The following is a 14894-nucleotide window of genomic DNA, read 5'->3' as shown; positions in this document are numbered from 1 at the left end:
TCACGCTGCGCAGCTTGCCGCATTCGGAATGCACACCAAATTTGTTGGTCATGATGAAATCCTTTCAATCAGTAATGGCATAAACCTGTTTCCGTACACTCCCTGGCCTGAGCAAAGGAGTGAACAGCAAAAGGCTGGCTTCAGTTTTCGGTCTCGTAACGTTCTTTGATTTGCCAGACATACACAGGCAAACCCAGCATCAGCAGCAAAATCCCCCACATCACAATCTCGGCACCGGCACCGAACAGTGCCCATACCGCGTACAGAAAGCCCGTGGTGGAAAAGATCAGTGGCGCGGTGAAATCACGCCGGGTGTATTTGCCCTTGTTCATCAACATGATGGCCAGCAGCGCCATCGAGCAAAAGGCATAGGGCAGCAAGGTGGTGGCGGTAGCCAGCAGGATGATGAATTCAAAAATCTTCACCCCGCCCTCTCCGCCTGCATATTTCATCGCCAACAGCACGGTCACCAGGCCACTGGACAGCAACAAACCAAACAGTGGCACCCCGTTGGGGCTGGTCTGGCCAAAGCGCCGTGGGAACAACTTGTCCCTGGCGGCGGCATGGGGTACGTGGGCTTGCATCAGGCTCCAGCCATTGAGCGCGCCAAAGCAGGACACCACCGCGCCCAGCCCCACCACCCAGTAGGCCCAGTCGCCCCACATCAGGCGGGCGGCATCAGCAAACGGGGCTTGCGAGTTGGCCAGCATGGCCGGTGACATCACCCCCATCAGCGACACCGTGGACAGGATGTACAGCACGGTGGCCAGCAAGGTGCCGATGACAGTGGCACGCGGAATGGTCTTGCTGGGGTTGTCTACATCACCGGCGGGGACCGAGGCGGATTCCAGCCCCAGAAACGCCCACAAGGTGAGCGCCATGGTGGCGGAAACCGAACTTAACAAAGGCTTGCCATGCGGGTTGAACACCAGGTTGTCCGGGTTCAGGTAGAAGAAGCCAATAAAGGTGACGGCTGCCAGTGGCACCAGTTTGAGTACGGTAGTCACCACCGCCACCAGGCCGGAGCTGCGTGCGCCCCGGCTGTTAATCCAGGTGACGGTCCAGATCAGGGCGATGGCAAACGCACCGGCCAGCAGGTTGTCATGCCCCAGTTGCGGGAAAAACACCTGCATATAGCTGGTGGCAGCCACCGCCAGGGCGGCATTGCCTGCCCACAAGGCGATCCAGTAACCCCAGGCAATCCAGAAACCGGCAAAGTCGCCAAAGCCGGCATGGATATAAGCGTAAGGGCCACCCTCTTTGGGAATCATGGCGGAAAGCCGGGCAAACACCAGCGCCAGGCAAATGGCACCAGCTGAGGTTATTGCCCAGCCGATCAGGGACATCCCCCCGTAGGGGGCCAGAGAAGCGGGAAGCAGGAATACACCGGAACCGATCATATTGCCCACTACCAGGGCGGTACACATCCACACGCCCAGGGCCGCTTTTTTTACATTGGTCTCGCTCATGGTCTTGTCTCCATCGAGGCCGAAAATCGAAGCTGTTAAAGAACGTGTTCTGTATGAGCTTCACAATATTAGTATTTAATTATTTTGTAAATATGTTATTTACGCATATGTAATTCCATGTCGCGGTTTTGAACATGCACGCGCTATCGTTGGCAGCAGTGCGGCAGCAGACCCAGATCAGCCAGGTCATCTCTATGGTTTAGGTGCTTTGCCAGCGAAGTACCATGTGTTAAATCACAAAAAATGCTGATTAACAGGACAGCGAATTAGCAAATTGACAGCAGTAGAAAAGACAATGCCCGGCACGGGCCGGGCAAGCAGCAGGAAAACAATGGTGCAGAGCGCTTTACAGCTGGCAGGGGCCTACCGGCACAGTCGCCAGCGACCAGTTGGCCCTGGCCCACTGCCACAGCTCGGCGGCACTCTGGCATGCGGCCGGCGGCACATGCCCCAGTCGGCACAACGCCTGCCGTAGTTCGCGGGAGACGGCAGCCCGGTCAATTGCCGGTGCCAGGGTTTGCTTGGAGAGTTTTTCTCCGGCGGCATTCACCAGCAGGGGTAAATGGCAGTAGCCGGGGGTGGGCAGGCCCAGGCTGCGCTGCACATGGATCTGCCGTGGCGTGGACACCAGCAGGTCGGCACCGCGCACGATATCGCTCATCCCCTGCTCGGCATCGTCCACCACCACGGCCAACTGGTAGGCCCAGAAACCATCGGCGCGCAGCAGGACAAAGTCGCCAATGTCACGGGCCAGGTTTTGCTGGTATGGCCCTTGCAGCCGGTCGACAAAAGCCACCGGGGTGTCATCCACCCGCAAGCGCCAGGCATGGCTGTCACGCTGACTGCGACAGCCGCCCCGACACCAGCCGGGATAGACATAGCCATCCACCCCACGCCGGGCCACGCTGGTGATTTCCTTGCGCGAGCAGCTGCAGGGGTAGACATGACCGCTGGCAATCAACTGTTGTAAGGCTGCCTGATACAGATGGTGGCGCTGGCTTTGGTACACCACCTCACCATCCCACTCGAAACCAAAGGCTTCCAGCGTACGCAGAATGTCGTCTGCCGCCCCGGGCATTTCACGCGGCGGGTCCAGATCTTCCATACGCACCCACCACTCACCGCCCCGGCAACGGGCTTCCAGATAGCTGCCGACGGCAGTCATCAGGGAACCGGCATGCAACAGGCCGGTGGGGCTGGGGGCAAAGCGACCACGATAGGGAATGACAGGCATGGCAACAGTTCTGGCAATCAATATGACAATGGGGGGAGCAGCGCTGCGGTATTTGGTGAATAATACCCGAGAGAATCACTCGGAATTATTCCTGTCCGTTCTGTCCCTGCCCGGCTTGCTTGCCGCCACCGTACAGCGTGTGGCAGCAGCGGGCCCGGCCATTTCAGGAGGAAAGCAAAGTGGCCTACGTTGTAACCGATGCCTGCGTCAAATGCAAATACACCGATTGCGTGGATGTCTGCCCGGTGGATTGCTTTCATGAGGGCCCCAACTTTCTCGCCATCGATCCGGTCGAGTGCATAGACTGCACGCTATGCGTGGCCGAATGCCCGGTCTCCGCCATTTATGCCGAAGATGACGTACCGGCTGAACAGCGCGTGTATATCCAGCTGAATGCTGAGCTGTCACAGCGCTGGCCATCCATTACCGCCAGCAAGCCCCCGCTGCCCGACCACGCCGACTGGGCGGAAGTGACAGACAAGCTGCCACACTTGCAACGGGACTGAGGCTAGATGAAGAGGTCGATATCGCCACCAGGCTGGGAGGTGGTTTGCCGGTCCAGCCGCTGGCGGTAGGCCGCTTCTTTGGAGGCCAGGGTGCGGCTGTTCTTGAGCTTGCGCACCATCACCTTGCCATCGCCCGGAAAGAAAAACACCTTGCGGGCAAAGCTGCCCAGCAAGTCCTCGGCCAGCAGGGGAATGCCTTCGCTCTTGAGATAGGCACGGATGAATTCACTGTTCTGCTCGCCGATGTTCACCACCGACATGCCATCCAGCACATTGCCAGCGCCAAACACCTTGGCTTCCAGCCGCTGACGCTGGGCACCCAGTTTCTGCATGTCGGTAATCAGCAGTTCCATGGCATTCACGCCAAAGCGAGCCGGTACACCGGTCTGGCTATGCCAGTCGCTACCCTGTGGCAGTAGAAAATGGTTCATGCCGTGCACACCGGCCGCGCGGTCGATCAGGCAGGCGGCCACGCAAGAACCCAGCAAGGTGGTCAGCATCAGCGGCTGGCGGGTGGCGAAATATTCGCCCGGCAGAATCTTGACGGCATCTATCTGAAACTGGCGGTCAAAATAGCGGCGTTCAGTGGGCTGATCGGTATACGTCACACGCCCTCCTTCCCGTGTGGCAGACGCAGGCAGTCCATCACCTTGTCGGCCAACTGGGATAAGGGATGCACATGCATCACGCCGCCCTGCGCCACCGCTTCACGCGGCATGCCGTACACCACGCAGCTGGCTTCGTCCTGGGCAAAGGTAATGGCTCCGCCCTGGCGCAATTGCAGCATGCCTTGCGCGCCATCCTTGCCCATGCCGGTAAGGATGACGGCCACCGTCTGCGCTGCAGCCAGGCTGGCTACCGACGCAAACATCACATCCACCGCAGGACGATGGCGATTGACTGGCGGGCCCTGATCCAGGCAGATGACAAAGCCCTGCGTTCCCTTTCCCAGCCGCATATGGGAGTGCCCGGGGGCAATATAGGCGGTGCCACGCAGCAGCGGTTCGCCATCTTCGGCCTCCTTTACATGCATGGCACACAGCTTGTCCAGCCGTTTGGCAAAGGACAGGGTGAAGCCTTCCGGCATGTGCTGCACAATCAGCACCGGTGGACAATTGGCCGGCAGCTTGTCGAGAAATTCCTTGATGGCATCGGTGCCACCGGTGGAAGCGCCCACGGCGATGATGGCATTCTGCCGCAGCTGGAGGGGGGCTAGCCGTGGCGGTGCCTGCCCGAGCGTAGCAAACAGGGACGGACGGCGCAGACGGGCGGCCGCCACCATGCGGATCTTGTCGCGGATATCGTCGGCGTAGGACTGCATGGTATTGCTGACATCCAGTGTCGGCTTGGGCAGAAAATCCACCGCGCCCAGTTCCAGCGCACTCAGGGTGGTTTCCGAGCCGCTATGGGTGAGTGAGGAAATCATCAGTACCGGCATGGGACGTAGCCGCATCAGCCGGCGCAAAAATTCCAGCCCGTCCATGCGTGGCATTTCCACATCCAGGGTGATCATGTCCGGGTTGGTTTCGCGAATGCGCTCGCGCGCAACGATGGGATCGGACGCGGTGGCCACCACTTCCATATCCGGCGCTTCGTTGATGATGCTGGTCAGCAGGCTGCGAATCAGCGCCGAATCATCCACCACCACGATTCTGATTTTACGGCTGCTGCGCGTGTTCATTTCATCCTCGCACCGTAGGGTTGACCAGGCGATAAGCGGTCCGGCCACAGGACTGGAAGGCATCGCTCAGGTGCTGGATGTTTTCGGAATGCCCCAGGAACAGCAGGCCATCCGGCTGCAGGCAAGCGGCAAAATGTTGCAGGATGGCCGCCTGGGTAGGCTTATCGAAATAGATCAGTACATTGCGACAGAAAATCACGTCAAAACGCCCCATGTCCGGCCACTCGGCAGCAACCAGATTGAACTGGTAGAACGACAGCTGTTCGCGGACTTCCCTGCGAATGCGCACCTTGCCGGCATTGCGGCCGACACCACGCAGGAAGTAGCGCTTGAGCTGGATGTCGTCCAGTGCCTTGGCCCGTTCGGCATCGTAAATGCCGTCGGCAGCATGGCTGAGCACCCGGGTGTCGATATCCGAGGCCACCAGCTCCAGCCGCTGCAGCTTAAGCTGCGGCAGCGCCAGCAGGGTCATGGCGATCGAATAGGCTTCTTCACCGGTGGAAACCGCAGCACTCCACACCCGGTACACCCGCTCCAGCCCCGCGCGCTCCATGGCATGCAGCCGCAGCAGGTCAAAATGGTGGGGTTCGCGGAAGAATGCCGTCAGATTGGTAGTCAGTGCGTTGACAAAGTGCTGCCATTCCGGCTCATCCACGGCACTATCCAGCAAATCCAGATAATCGCAAAACTGGCGCATTCCCAGCTGGCGTACGCGCTTTACCAGCCGTGAATAGGCCATATGGCTCTTGCTGTCATTCAGCGCAATGCCCACACGCTGATACAGCATCTGCCGCAGGCGGCGGAAATCTGCCGCCGTGAACTTGATATCGCGTTCAGCGCTCATCGGGCCTGGCCGCAGCCATCAGAATTCTTCCCACTCATCGTCATGCGCTAACGGGCCGGGCAAGGTCTTGATACGCTCGGTACTCAGCGGCAGGTGCGCCGCCACCGGCCTCACCTGCTGCCCGTTATGATTGGCCAGCCGCGCTGCCGGTGCCGACTCGCGATGCGACAAGCGGGGTGTGGTCTGGCGAGCCGTGGCAGCGTCCAGCCGGAAGATGGATACCGCATCCAGCAGATGGCGCGCTTGTTCTTCCAGCGATTCAGCCGCAGCAGCGGCTTCCTCGACCAGTGCGGCGTTCTTCTGGGTGTTTTCATCCATCTGGGTAACCGCCAGATTGACCTGCTCGATGCCGGAGCTTTGTTCGATGGAAGCAGCCGAGATATCACTCATGATGTCGGCCACCCGACGGATGGAGCTGACGATTTCTTCCATGGTGCGCCCGGCCTCATCCACCAGCCGGCTGCCGGATTCCACCTTGTTCACCGAATTGCCGATCAGCAGCTTGATTTCCTTGGCCGCAGCGGCAGAACGCTGGGCCAGATTGCGTACTTCGCTGGCCACCACGGCAAAACCACGGCCCTGCTCGCCGGCACGGGCCGCTTCCACGGCGGCATTGAGTGCCAGGATATTGGTCTGGAAGGCAATGCCATCAATCACACTGATGATGTCGACAATCTTCTTGGCACTGTCGTTGATCTCGTTCATGGTGGACACCACATTGCCCACCACTTGGCCACCCCGTGCGGCAATGTCGGATGCCCCGATGGCCAGGGTATTGGCTTTCTTGGAATTCTCAGCATTCTGCCGAACGGTGCTGGTAATTTCCTCCATGCTGGAGGCGGTTTCCTCCAGGCTGGCTGCCTGCTGCTCGGTACGGCCAGACAGATTGCTATTGCCCGCCGCAATTTCCTGGGCTGCGGTATTGATGGCACCGGTGGCTTCCTGGATGTTGCCAACAATGCTGCGCAGCCGTTCCACCGTGGCGTTGGTATCTGTTTTTAGCTGGCCCAGCATGCCTTCGTAATCGTTCTTGATGGTGCGGGTCAGGTCGCCCTGGGCCAGCCCGCCCAGCACCGTGGCGATATCGTCCAGCGCCTGGCTGGTCACGCCCAGCAGCTGGTTCACACCCTCGGACAGCACGCGGAAGAAGCCGGTTTTTCCCTCCAGCACCAGCCGCGAGCCATAGTCGCCACGCGCAGCGGCATTGACGATGGCTTCCACTTCCTGCTCGATCAGCACTTCACTGGTACGGTCTTTCCACTCCACCACCGTACCCAGACGTTCGCCCTCGCCACCGAATACCGGATTGGCGGTGAGCGAGAAATGTCGTCCGCCCACAACGATGTCAGCCTTGTAAGTGGCACGCAGATTGGCCAGCAGATCGCGCTGGTGCGCCGGGTTGCGGTGGAATATGTCCATATTGCTGCCCAACACATGACGGGCGCTGAAATTGGGCAGTGCCTTGCGCAGGTCGGCTTCTGCTACCGACAGCATGTCGATCACGCTGTGGTTGAGGTAGATGATGTTGCGGTCATTATCGGCAATCATCACATTGGTGGTGACGTTGTCCAGCGCACTGCGAATGCGGGCGTTTTCGGCAGCAATCTTGCGTTCTTCCTCGATACGCTGCTGTTCGGCGGCCTGCTGTGCCAGCTCGGCGGTGCGGTCTATCCACTCCACGCCGTAGCCCAGACGGTTGCCACTACGACCGTTGATGGGGGTGAGAATCAGGTTGAAAGTACGACCGCCGACATGGATGGTGCCATGGTGCGGATTGCGCAATTGTTGCATCAGGCCGCGTTGATGGCCGGGATTGCGGTGGAACTGGTCGATATTGCTGGCCAGCAGGTTGCGGGCGGAAAACTGCGGCAGGTCGCGGCGAATATCGCTTTCTGCCTGAGAAAACATATTAATGACCGACTGGTTGGCATACACCACATTGAAGTCGGCATCGGCAATCATCATATTGGTGGCGGCGTTATCCAAGGCATTACGCACGCGAATGTTTTCCACCGCCTTGTCTGCGGCCTGCCGCATATAGGCAAACAGGCTGCTATTGTCATTAGCCGCCACTTTCAGTTCGGTGGTGACCTCCCCGGCAGCCAGCTCCTGCATCAGCTTGACCGCATCTGCAGGTTCGCCGCCAATCTGCCGTAGCAGCGAGCGGCTGATCAGCCAGCCAGCAAGGATGGCAATCAGCACCGATGCTGCCATCAAGCCATTGAGCAGGATGCCGGCACTGTTGGCGCGCGCCAGCGTACCTTCGGCTACCTGCTTGGCCAGTCCTTCCTCAAAATCCACGTAATTGTTGATCGCCTTGATGTAGTCGATCTGGGTGGGGCGCAAGGTTTGCAACAAGTAATTCTTGGCGTCCTCGTCCTGCCCGGCAGTCATTTGCTGACGAAAATGCTGCAGCTGCTGACGGTAGCCAGCATCCTGCGCCTTTACCTTGTCGAACAATGCCTGCCCTGCTGGCGGCACGCCGTTGGCAAGCCGACTCATCTGCGCCGAGATCTGGCTCAGTGCATCGTCAATCTGCTTGTACTGATCCCCCAGCACGGCGGGGTCCTTGGACAGCAGCAGGGTGCGCGAGGCGCGTGCCGTGAGGTTGACATCGTCCACCACCTTATTGGCCTCGGATGCCCTGGGGACGTGGACGTTGGCAATTTCGTCAATGTCATCACGCAGAGTGTGTATCTGTGCAATGGCCACCGCCATGGCAGCGATGATCACAGCAACCAGCAGGCCGAAACCCAGCAGCAAACGGTGTATTACTTTCAGATTGTTCATATTTCGTCTCTCCCAGACACCCTGTCGGTCTCAGCCTCGGTCCGTCACGTCAACCAGCGCCATCTCCGCACTACTCATCAAGCGTTCAATATCCACAATAATCACCATGCGCTCACCCTTGGTTCCCAGCCCATCGATATAGGTGGTTTCCACCACGGAGCCGAACTCCGGCGGGTCGCGCAGCTCGTCTTCGGCCAGCTGAATCACATCCGACACGCCATCCACCACCATGCCCACCGTGCGTTGGAAGATGTTGAGGATGATCACCACGGTAAAGGCGTCGTATACCGGTTCACCCAAACCAAACTTGATGCGCATGTCGACAATCGGCACGATGCTGCCACGCAGATTGACCACGCCCTTGATAAAGGCTGGCGCATTGGCTATGCGCGTTACCGCCTCGTAACCACGGATTTCCTGTACCTTGAGAATATCGATCCCGTATTCCTCCTGCCCCAGGGTAAACACCAGCAGTTCGCGCACTGCCTTGCTTTGCCCATGGTGGTACTCCAGCTGTTCTGTCATCGGCTTTGCCTTCCTCTAGGCCACATCACCCACCGCCTGACGCATGGCTGCCGGTGGCGGGCGCTGCTTGTGGCGGGCAATCACGGAGATATCCAGAATCAGCGCCACACGGCCATCGCCCATGATGGTGGCGCCGGAAATACCCTCGACCTTGCGATAATTGGTTTCCAGATTTTTGACTACAAACTGCTGCTGGCCGATCAGCTCATCCACCAGCAAGGCCAGTTGCTGCCCGCCGGCTTCCACAATCACCAGAATGGCGCGGGTCGGGTCTACGCTGGCCGCATCGGTACGGCCAAAAAAGCTGGCTAGCGACACAATGGGCAGATACTGCCCACGCACATTCACCAGCTGTCCCTTGCCGACCACGGTTTTCAGGTCCTGCGCCTGCGGCTGCAGCGATTCCAGCACAAAGCTGAGCGGGATAACGTAGATGTCAGTGCCGATTCCCACTGACATGCCATCCATGATGGCCAAGGTCAGCGGCAGACGGATGCTGATGGTGGTGCCAAAATCCTGCATGGAATCAATGTCGATGCGCCCGCCCATGCTCTGGATATTGCGCTTGACCACATCCATCCCCACCCCACGGCCAGAAACATCGGTCACTTCTGCAGCGGTGGAAAAACCGGCTTCAAAAATCAGGCCCCACACTTCACTGTCACTCAGGCTGTCCGGCACCGGCATGCCACGCTCGCGCGCCTTGGCAAGAATGCGCTCACGGTTAAGCCCGGCACCGTCATCCGTCACTTCAATCGCAATACTGCCGCCCTGATGGAAGGCACGCAGCGTCAAGCGGCCCACGGCCGACTTGCCCTTAGCCTGCCGCACTTCGGGCGACTCGATGCCATGATCCAGGCTATTGCGCACCAGGTGGGTCAGCGGGTCGGCCAGTTTTTCGATAAAGCCCTTGTCCAGCTCGGTATTCTCACCCGCCATTTTCAGTTCGATCTGCTTGCCCAGTTTGCTGGCAAGGTCGCGTACCACGCGCGGAAAGCGATTGAAGACAAAGGAGATGGGAGTCATGCGAATGGACATCACCGCTTCCTGCAATTCGCGCGCATTGCGCTGCATGGCGGTAATGCCGCTGAGCAGGCGGGCATTCTGTACCGCATCCAGCGACTGACTGGATTGCACCAACATGGACTGCGTAATCACCAGTTCACCCACCAGGTTCAACAGCAGATCAACCTTGTCGATATTTACCCGGATGGAATTTTCCGCCGCAGGAGCAGCCCGCTCGGCGCGCGGGGACGCGGGCTGGCTGGCCGCGACTGGCACGGCAGCCGTATCAGGCTGCGATGGCGCTGGCTCGGATAGCAGCGGGGCAAACAGGCCAAAGCCCTCTTCTTCATGCAGCATCTCAACGGCAGCAGATGCTGCCGGCAACGGTTCGAACAAGCCGAAGCCTTCGTCTGCACTGAGGGAGGCGGCTACGGTTGACGTGGTTTCCAGCGGCGCAAACAGGCCGAAACCATCATCCTCAAAGACAACGTCCTGGGCGCTCTTGCCTGCCTCCGCCTCCGGACTGGATGACAGAAAAAGACCGAAGTCCCCTTCATCCTGCTGCCCATGGTCAACCGTGATGTGGAAATGCGCGGGCGCAATGGAGAAGGCAAGCGATTCGCTTAGCTCCTCTGCCTGCAGTGTCGAAGTGAAAACCAGCACCCAGGGCTGTAACTGCTCGCTGCTACCTGACTGGAGCACCGTCATCTCGCCCAGTGCGGCCAGCGACTGCAACAATGCCTCGTAATCCACCCCGGGCAGGTGGTCCAGTTCCACATACAGGGTATGGCGGGAAACCAGGTCGGCCGGTTTAGCTGCCATGGCCGTTGTCACTGCGTCAGCGGCGAGCTGGTTGCCACCATCCACCAGCATGGCCAGCCGCCGCTCCACATCGGCAACACTGCCAGGATCAACCGCAGTTGCGCCTCGATGCGCGGCCAGCATGCCGGACAACACATCCTTGGATTGCAGGCAGGCATCCACCATTTCGCTGGTCAGCATCATGCTGCCCTTGCGCACCTTGTCCAGCAGGTTTTCCAGAATGTGGGTCAGTTCGGCCAGATCGGCAAAACCAAAGGTGGCGGCGCCCCCCTTGATGGAGTGGGCAGCCCGAAAGATGGCATTGAGGTCTTCGCTGTCCGGCAAGGCAAGATCAACTGCCAGCAACACAGACTCCATGGTGGCCAGATGCTCGTCGGTTTCATCAAAAAACACCTGATGAAACTGCGACATATCGATTGACACGATGCTTCCCCCTGCTTCACAAGCCTGAGCGGTCAGGCCTGGTGTCGGACTGCACTCCAGCCGGCAATCGGCACATGAGTGCCAATCATTCAGCCCACCAGCCGCTTTACCACATCCAGCAGCTTTTGCGGATCGAAGGGCTTGACCAGCCATCCGGTTGCACCGGCCGCACGGCCAAGCGATTTCATCTGATCACTCGATTCGGTGGTAAGCATCAGGATGGGGGTGGCACCGTAAGGTGGTAGCTTGCGCAAGGCACGAATGAGATTGAGCCCATCCATGCCCGGCATGTTCTGATCGGTAAGAATCAGGTCGAAGCGGTCTGCCTGAGCGCGCGCCAGCCCGCCATTGCCATCCACCGCCTCCACTACTTCGTAGCCTGCACTTTTCAGGGTAAAAGTCACCATCTGGCGGATGGATGCCGAATCATCAACTGTCAGTACTTTCTTTGGCATGTTGTTCCCACTTTAACTTTTGTTCACGCTCAAAACAGATCAATGCTGCCGCTTTCCATATGGCCTTGCGCCACGGGATTGCTGGACAGGGTTTCCCGCAACGCGGACAAGCGGGCGAAGACACGCTGCTCCCACTGAGCTTGCTCCTGCTCCCGGGGCTGGCTGCGGCTTAGCTCCATCATTTCTTCTATGCCATACAAACGCTTGCCAACATGGGCAATCAACTGCGACACCATGTCCTGAAACTGCAATGAGCGCACGGCATCCCCCACGTGATCGGACAGCAGACCCACGCCATGGCGCAGCTGCGCCACCGACTCGGCCATCAGCGCATCCATGTCGCGCATGCGTGACGAGGTTTCATCCAGCCGCTGCTTGGCCTGCAAGGTAAACATCATGTCCTGTGAGGCCAACTGATTGATCAAGCCTTCGGCATCGGTAACAGAACCGTTCACCCGATTGATCAAATCACGAATCTGCTCGCTGAACGATCCAGTCCGCGCCGACAAATGCCGCACTTCATCCGCGACAACGGCAAAACCCCGCCCCACCTCCCCCGCCCGGGCGGCTTCGATAGCGGCATTGAGCGCCAGCATATTGGTTTGATTGGTAATCGAATGAATCTCATCCAGCAGGCGGATCACATCCTGCATCTCCCGCCCCATAGACTCCATCTGTTCAACCAGCAACATTGCCAGCCGGCTGTTTTCGACAGTCTTGTCGACAAAATTGGCCATTGCATTGGCAATCTCGGCCACAAAACCGGTAAATGAAATGGCATGCGCATCCATGCCAAGCTCGCCACGTGCCAGTGATTCAGCCAGTTGCAACTGCGCAGCAGCCTCATGAGATAAGCCAGAAAAACTGTTGGCCAGAGTCAGGACCGCATCCTGAATCAGGGTCTGCACCCGTGCAACCTCATCCTTGGACTGGGAAATCTGGTCGTGGATGAAGTCAACACACTCAGGGCGGGATACCACGGTGACAGCGCTGGTCTGATCCGAAGCAGGCTCTTGCTGATCGCTCACCCGATCCTCCTTTGCTAGCCACAAGATATAAACCACGCATAGCTGGCCAAGACTGAACACAACGGCCAAAGGCCAATACACACTGCCCCATCCGGCAAGCGCCAGCCATGTCAACCCCGACACAATGCAGAAACCACATCCTGCCAACCGTTGTTGCCGATATGAAAACCCCATGTCCCCCCCGGCCTGTCCAGATGTTGACAATGTACTAACTTCTTCATCTGACAATCCGTCTGGTAAATCAAGGAGGAAATGATGCAAAACATGCAAATGGCTTAAGTGGCAGTCTTAAAATAATTATTTAAAGAAAGGCAGATCGCACCGATGCCTGATCACTTACGTCATTTCTCATGCAATGCTTATTTGATGGTAAACATCTTGTTGAAGCAGGCAATCTCCAACACCTGCAATACGGTATCGCGGCAATTTACCAGCGACATCGCCTTCTTCTGGCTGGTTGCCCTTTCCTTCAGCAGCAACAGCATGCCCAGCGCCGAGCTGTCCAGGAAAGGAACCTGGTCAAAGTCAACCTGGATCTCCTGCACTGCCGGATTTTCCAGCAGCTCCTGACTGGAGAGTCGAAAATCCTTGTGCAGATTGAAATCAAACTGCCCCACCAGCATCAGCGTACCGACATGACCTTCTACTTTTACAACTGGTTTCATTGCTTACCCCCTTGTTCATCTTGCTTAGCGACAGCCCCCATCCCGTGGCAGGGGAGACTCAATTCAAAATAGGCACCACCTTCGGGGCGATCACCACCCACCACCGAACCGGCCAGCTCCTCGGCCACCTTCTTCACAATCGACAGCCCAAGGCCGGTGCCACCAGGCCGGGTGGTGAAAAACGGCTCGAACAAACGAGCCGGATCTGCACCATTCAAACCAACACCATCATCTTCAACGCGGAAATGTACCTGTTCGCCCTGCAGGCTCACCAGCAATCCAATCCGTCCGCCTTCCGGCGAAAAGTGCATGGCATTTTCCAGCAGATTAACCAAGGCTCCCTGCAAAGCCTTGCGATCGCCCATTACCGTTATGGCAGAAGGGAGCAACTTATTGCAATCCCAAATCATGCCGCGCTCATGGCATTGTGGAATCAGTACCGCAGCAACATCCTCCACCAGCACATCCACGTCCAGCACTTCAAGCGCACTGGTTTGGCCACGCACAAAGCCCAGCATGTTCTGAATCAAGCCCTCCAGCGCCTTCATGCGCGCCAGGCTCTTGTCGACAAATTTGGCCCGATCTTCCGGCCGCAAACCTTCCTGCTTCAGATTGGCTGTATATAGCATGGCCGTTGCCAGCGGCGTACGCAGCTGATGGGCCAGCGACGCTGCCATGCCGCCCATTGCCGCCAGCTTCTGCTGATGCGCCAGCTCAACAGTCAGATGATGCAGGCGGCTGACATCATGCAGCAATACAATGCGCCCCCCGGAAGCCGGCAAGTCCTGATACTGCAAGGCCAGCCGACGTTCTGCCTGCGGCCCCGGCAGGGTGTAGGTTCCATCCAGCTCGGAATGCGACCAGCCTGCCATCACCCCATTCCAATTCAACCCGCCATGCGCGCCCTGCAACAGCAAACGGGCAGCTGGATTTTCTGCCACCACAGCACCATCGGCAGACAATTGCACAACCCCGGCCGGCAAGGCCTCCAGCAGCATGCCTAGACGTTCGGCCAATTCGGCATTTTCGTCACGCTGCTTTCGCAATTGATTGTTAGCCTCGTCCAACTGGGCATTTAGCACATTGACCTGTACTTCAAGCTGACGATAAGCATCAATCAACTGACTGGAGACTGTATTGAACTGCTCGAACGCCGCCTCAAGCATCTCCTGGTCTTTCAAATTTGATGCTGTCTTGGCCATGTTTTGCGTCTTATTTGTAAAAAGGACTTAAACAGTATGATAATGACTAAGTCTGAGCCAAGCCAACTTAAAGTCTGATCTTAACCAAGACAGTTTTTAAAGAAAGCTGGGAAAATGCATAACTGGCGTATACAACGGGAGTAATACGCCATAACAACGAACCGAGGCTGCGGAGGTTTCTGTGTCAGAGCTTCTTAAAAAAATCGATGCCAGAACAAAACTGGCGGGGACCAACAAGCTGGAAA

The 14894-nt window shown here is 58.0% G+C and carries 13 protein-coding genes; 1 reads left to right on the top strand and 12 read right to left on the bottom strand.

Annotation, left to right across the window (positions count from 1 at the left end; translation table 11 throughout):
• Window positions 1-140: 140 nt before the first annotated feature.
• Together ACODR9_RS23845 and gluQRS are read right to left on the bottom strand one after the other, a co-directional pair.
• On the bottom strand, window positions 141-1469 hold the full coding sequence (locus tag ACODR9_RS23845) for an amino acid permease (protein ID WP_488813084.1): 1329 nt from the start codon (window positions 1467-1469) through the stop codon (window positions 141-143).
• Between the two features lie 346 nt (window positions 1470-1815).
• On the bottom strand, window positions 1816-2703 hold the full coding sequence (gene gluQRS / locus ACODR9_RS23840) for a tRNA glutamyl-Q(34) synthetase GluQRS (protein ID WP_488813082.1): 888 nt from the start codon (window positions 2701-2703) through the stop codon (window positions 1816-1818).
• A gap of 179 nt (window positions 2704-2882) precedes the next feature.
• Here gluQRS and fdxA point away from each other — a divergent pair, with 179 nt between their 5' ends.
• Window positions 2883-3209, top strand: coding sequence for a ferredoxin FdxA (gene fdxA / locus ACODR9_RS23835; RefSeq protein WP_488813080.1), 327 nt, complete (start codon window positions 2883-2885; stop codon window positions 3207-3209).
• 2 nt (window positions 3210-3211) lie between these two features.
• Here fdxA and cheD read toward each other — a convergent pair whose 3' ends face one another.
• From cheD to ACODR9_RS23785, 10 genes are all read right to left on the bottom strand, one after another.
• A complete protein-coding gene (gene cheD, locus ACODR9_RS23830; protein ID WP_488813078.1) occupies window positions 3212-3817 on the bottom strand; it encodes a chemoreceptor glutamine deamidase CheD in 606 nt (201 codons plus the stop codon).
• On the bottom strand, window positions 3814-4890 hold the full coding sequence (locus tag ACODR9_RS23825) for a protein-glutamate methylesterase/protein-glutamine glutaminase (RefSeq protein ID WP_488813076.1): 1077 nt from the start codon (window positions 4888-4890) through the stop codon (window positions 3814-3816). The genes cheD and ACODR9_RS23825 overlap by 4 nt, the downstream gene beginning before the upstream one ends.
• Before the next feature lies 1 nt (window position 4891).
• Window positions 4892-5734 (bottom strand): CheR family methyltransferase, encoded by an 843-nt coding sequence (locus tag ACODR9_RS23820; RefSeq protein ID WP_488813074.1) that lies wholly within the window; start codon window positions 5732-5734, stop codon window positions 4892-4894.
• 18 nt (window positions 5735-5752) lie between these two features.
• Window positions 5753-8524 (bottom strand): methyl-accepting chemotaxis protein, encoded by a 2772-nt coding sequence (locus ACODR9_RS23815; protein ID WP_488813072.1) that lies wholly within the window; start codon window positions 8522-8524, stop codon window positions 5753-5755.
• Between the two features lie 30 nt (window positions 8525-8554).
• On the bottom strand, window positions 8555-9049 hold the full coding sequence (locus ACODR9_RS23810; protein WP_488813070.1) for a chemotaxis protein CheW: 495 nt from the start codon (window positions 9047-9049) through the stop codon (window positions 8555-8557).
• A 15-nt stretch (window positions 9050-9064) separates the two neighbouring features.
• Entirely contained in the window at window positions 9065-11299 is a 2235-nt protein-coding gene (locus ACODR9_RS23805; RefSeq protein ID WP_488813068.1) for a chemotaxis protein CheW, read from the bottom strand.
• A gap of 89 nt (window positions 11300-11388) precedes the next feature.
• Window positions 11389-11754: a response regulator gene (locus tag ACODR9_RS23800; protein WP_159875316.1), complete on the bottom strand. Its 366-nt coding sequence runs from the start codon at window positions 11752-11754 to the stop codon at window positions 11389-11391.
• 29 nt (window positions 11755-11783) lie between these two features.
• Window positions 11784-12782 (bottom strand): methyl-accepting chemotaxis protein, encoded by a 999-nt coding sequence (locus ACODR9_RS23795; protein WP_488813066.1) that lies wholly within the window; start codon window positions 12780-12782, stop codon window positions 11784-11786.
• 359 nt (window positions 12783-13141) lie between these two features.
• Entirely contained in the window at window positions 13142-13447 is a 306-nt protein-coding gene (locus ACODR9_RS23790) for an STAS domain-containing protein (RefSeq protein WP_488813064.1), read from the bottom strand.
• Window positions 13444-14628: a sensor histidine kinase gene (locus ACODR9_RS23785; protein WP_488813062.1), complete on the bottom strand. Its 1185-nt coding sequence runs from the start codon at window positions 14626-14628 to the stop codon at window positions 13444-13446. Before ACODR9_RS23785 ends, ACODR9_RS23790 begins: the two co-directional genes overlap by 4 nt.
• Window positions 14629-14894: the final 266 nt, after the last annotated feature.

This window comes from Aquitalea sp. FG25 (assembly GCF_057809375.1).
Note: the sequence above shows the minus strand (reverse complement) of the source record. Positions and strands in the feature narration are given on the sequence as shown.

Excerpts from the sequence above, each read along its gene's own strand:
- ACODR9_RS23845 (WP_488813084.1), bottom strand. The coding sequence starts at position 1,469 with ATGAGCGAGACCAATGTAAAAAAAGCGGCCCTGGGCGTGTGGATGTGT.
- gluQRS (WP_488813082.1), bottom strand. The coding sequence starts at position 2,703 with ATGCCTGTCATTCCCTATCGTGGTCGCTTTGCCCCCAGCCCCACCGGC.
- ACODR9_RS23825 (WP_488813076.1), bottom strand. The coding sequence starts at position 4,890 with ATGAACACGCGCAGCAGCCGTAAAATCAGAATCGTGGTGGTGGATGAT.
- ACODR9_RS23820 (WP_488813074.1), bottom strand. The coding sequence starts at position 5,734 with ATGAGCGCTGAACGCGATATCAAGTTCACGGCGGCAGATTTCCGCCGC.
- ACODR9_RS23815 (WP_488813072.1), bottom strand. The coding sequence starts at position 8,524 with ATGAACAATCTGAAAGTAATACACCGTTTGCTGCTGGGTTTCGGCCTG.
- ACODR9_RS23810 (WP_488813070.1), bottom strand. The coding sequence starts at position 9,049 with ATGACAGAACAGCTGGAGTACCACCATGGGCAAAGCAAGGCAGTGCGC.
- ACODR9_RS23800 (WP_159875316.1), bottom strand. The coding sequence starts at position 11,754 with ATGCCAAAGAAAGTACTGACAGTTGATGATTCGGCATCCATCCGCCAG.
- ACODR9_RS23790 (WP_488813064.1), bottom strand. The coding sequence starts at position 13,447 with ATGAAACCAGTTGTAAAAGTAGAAGGTCATGTCGGTACGCTGATGCTG.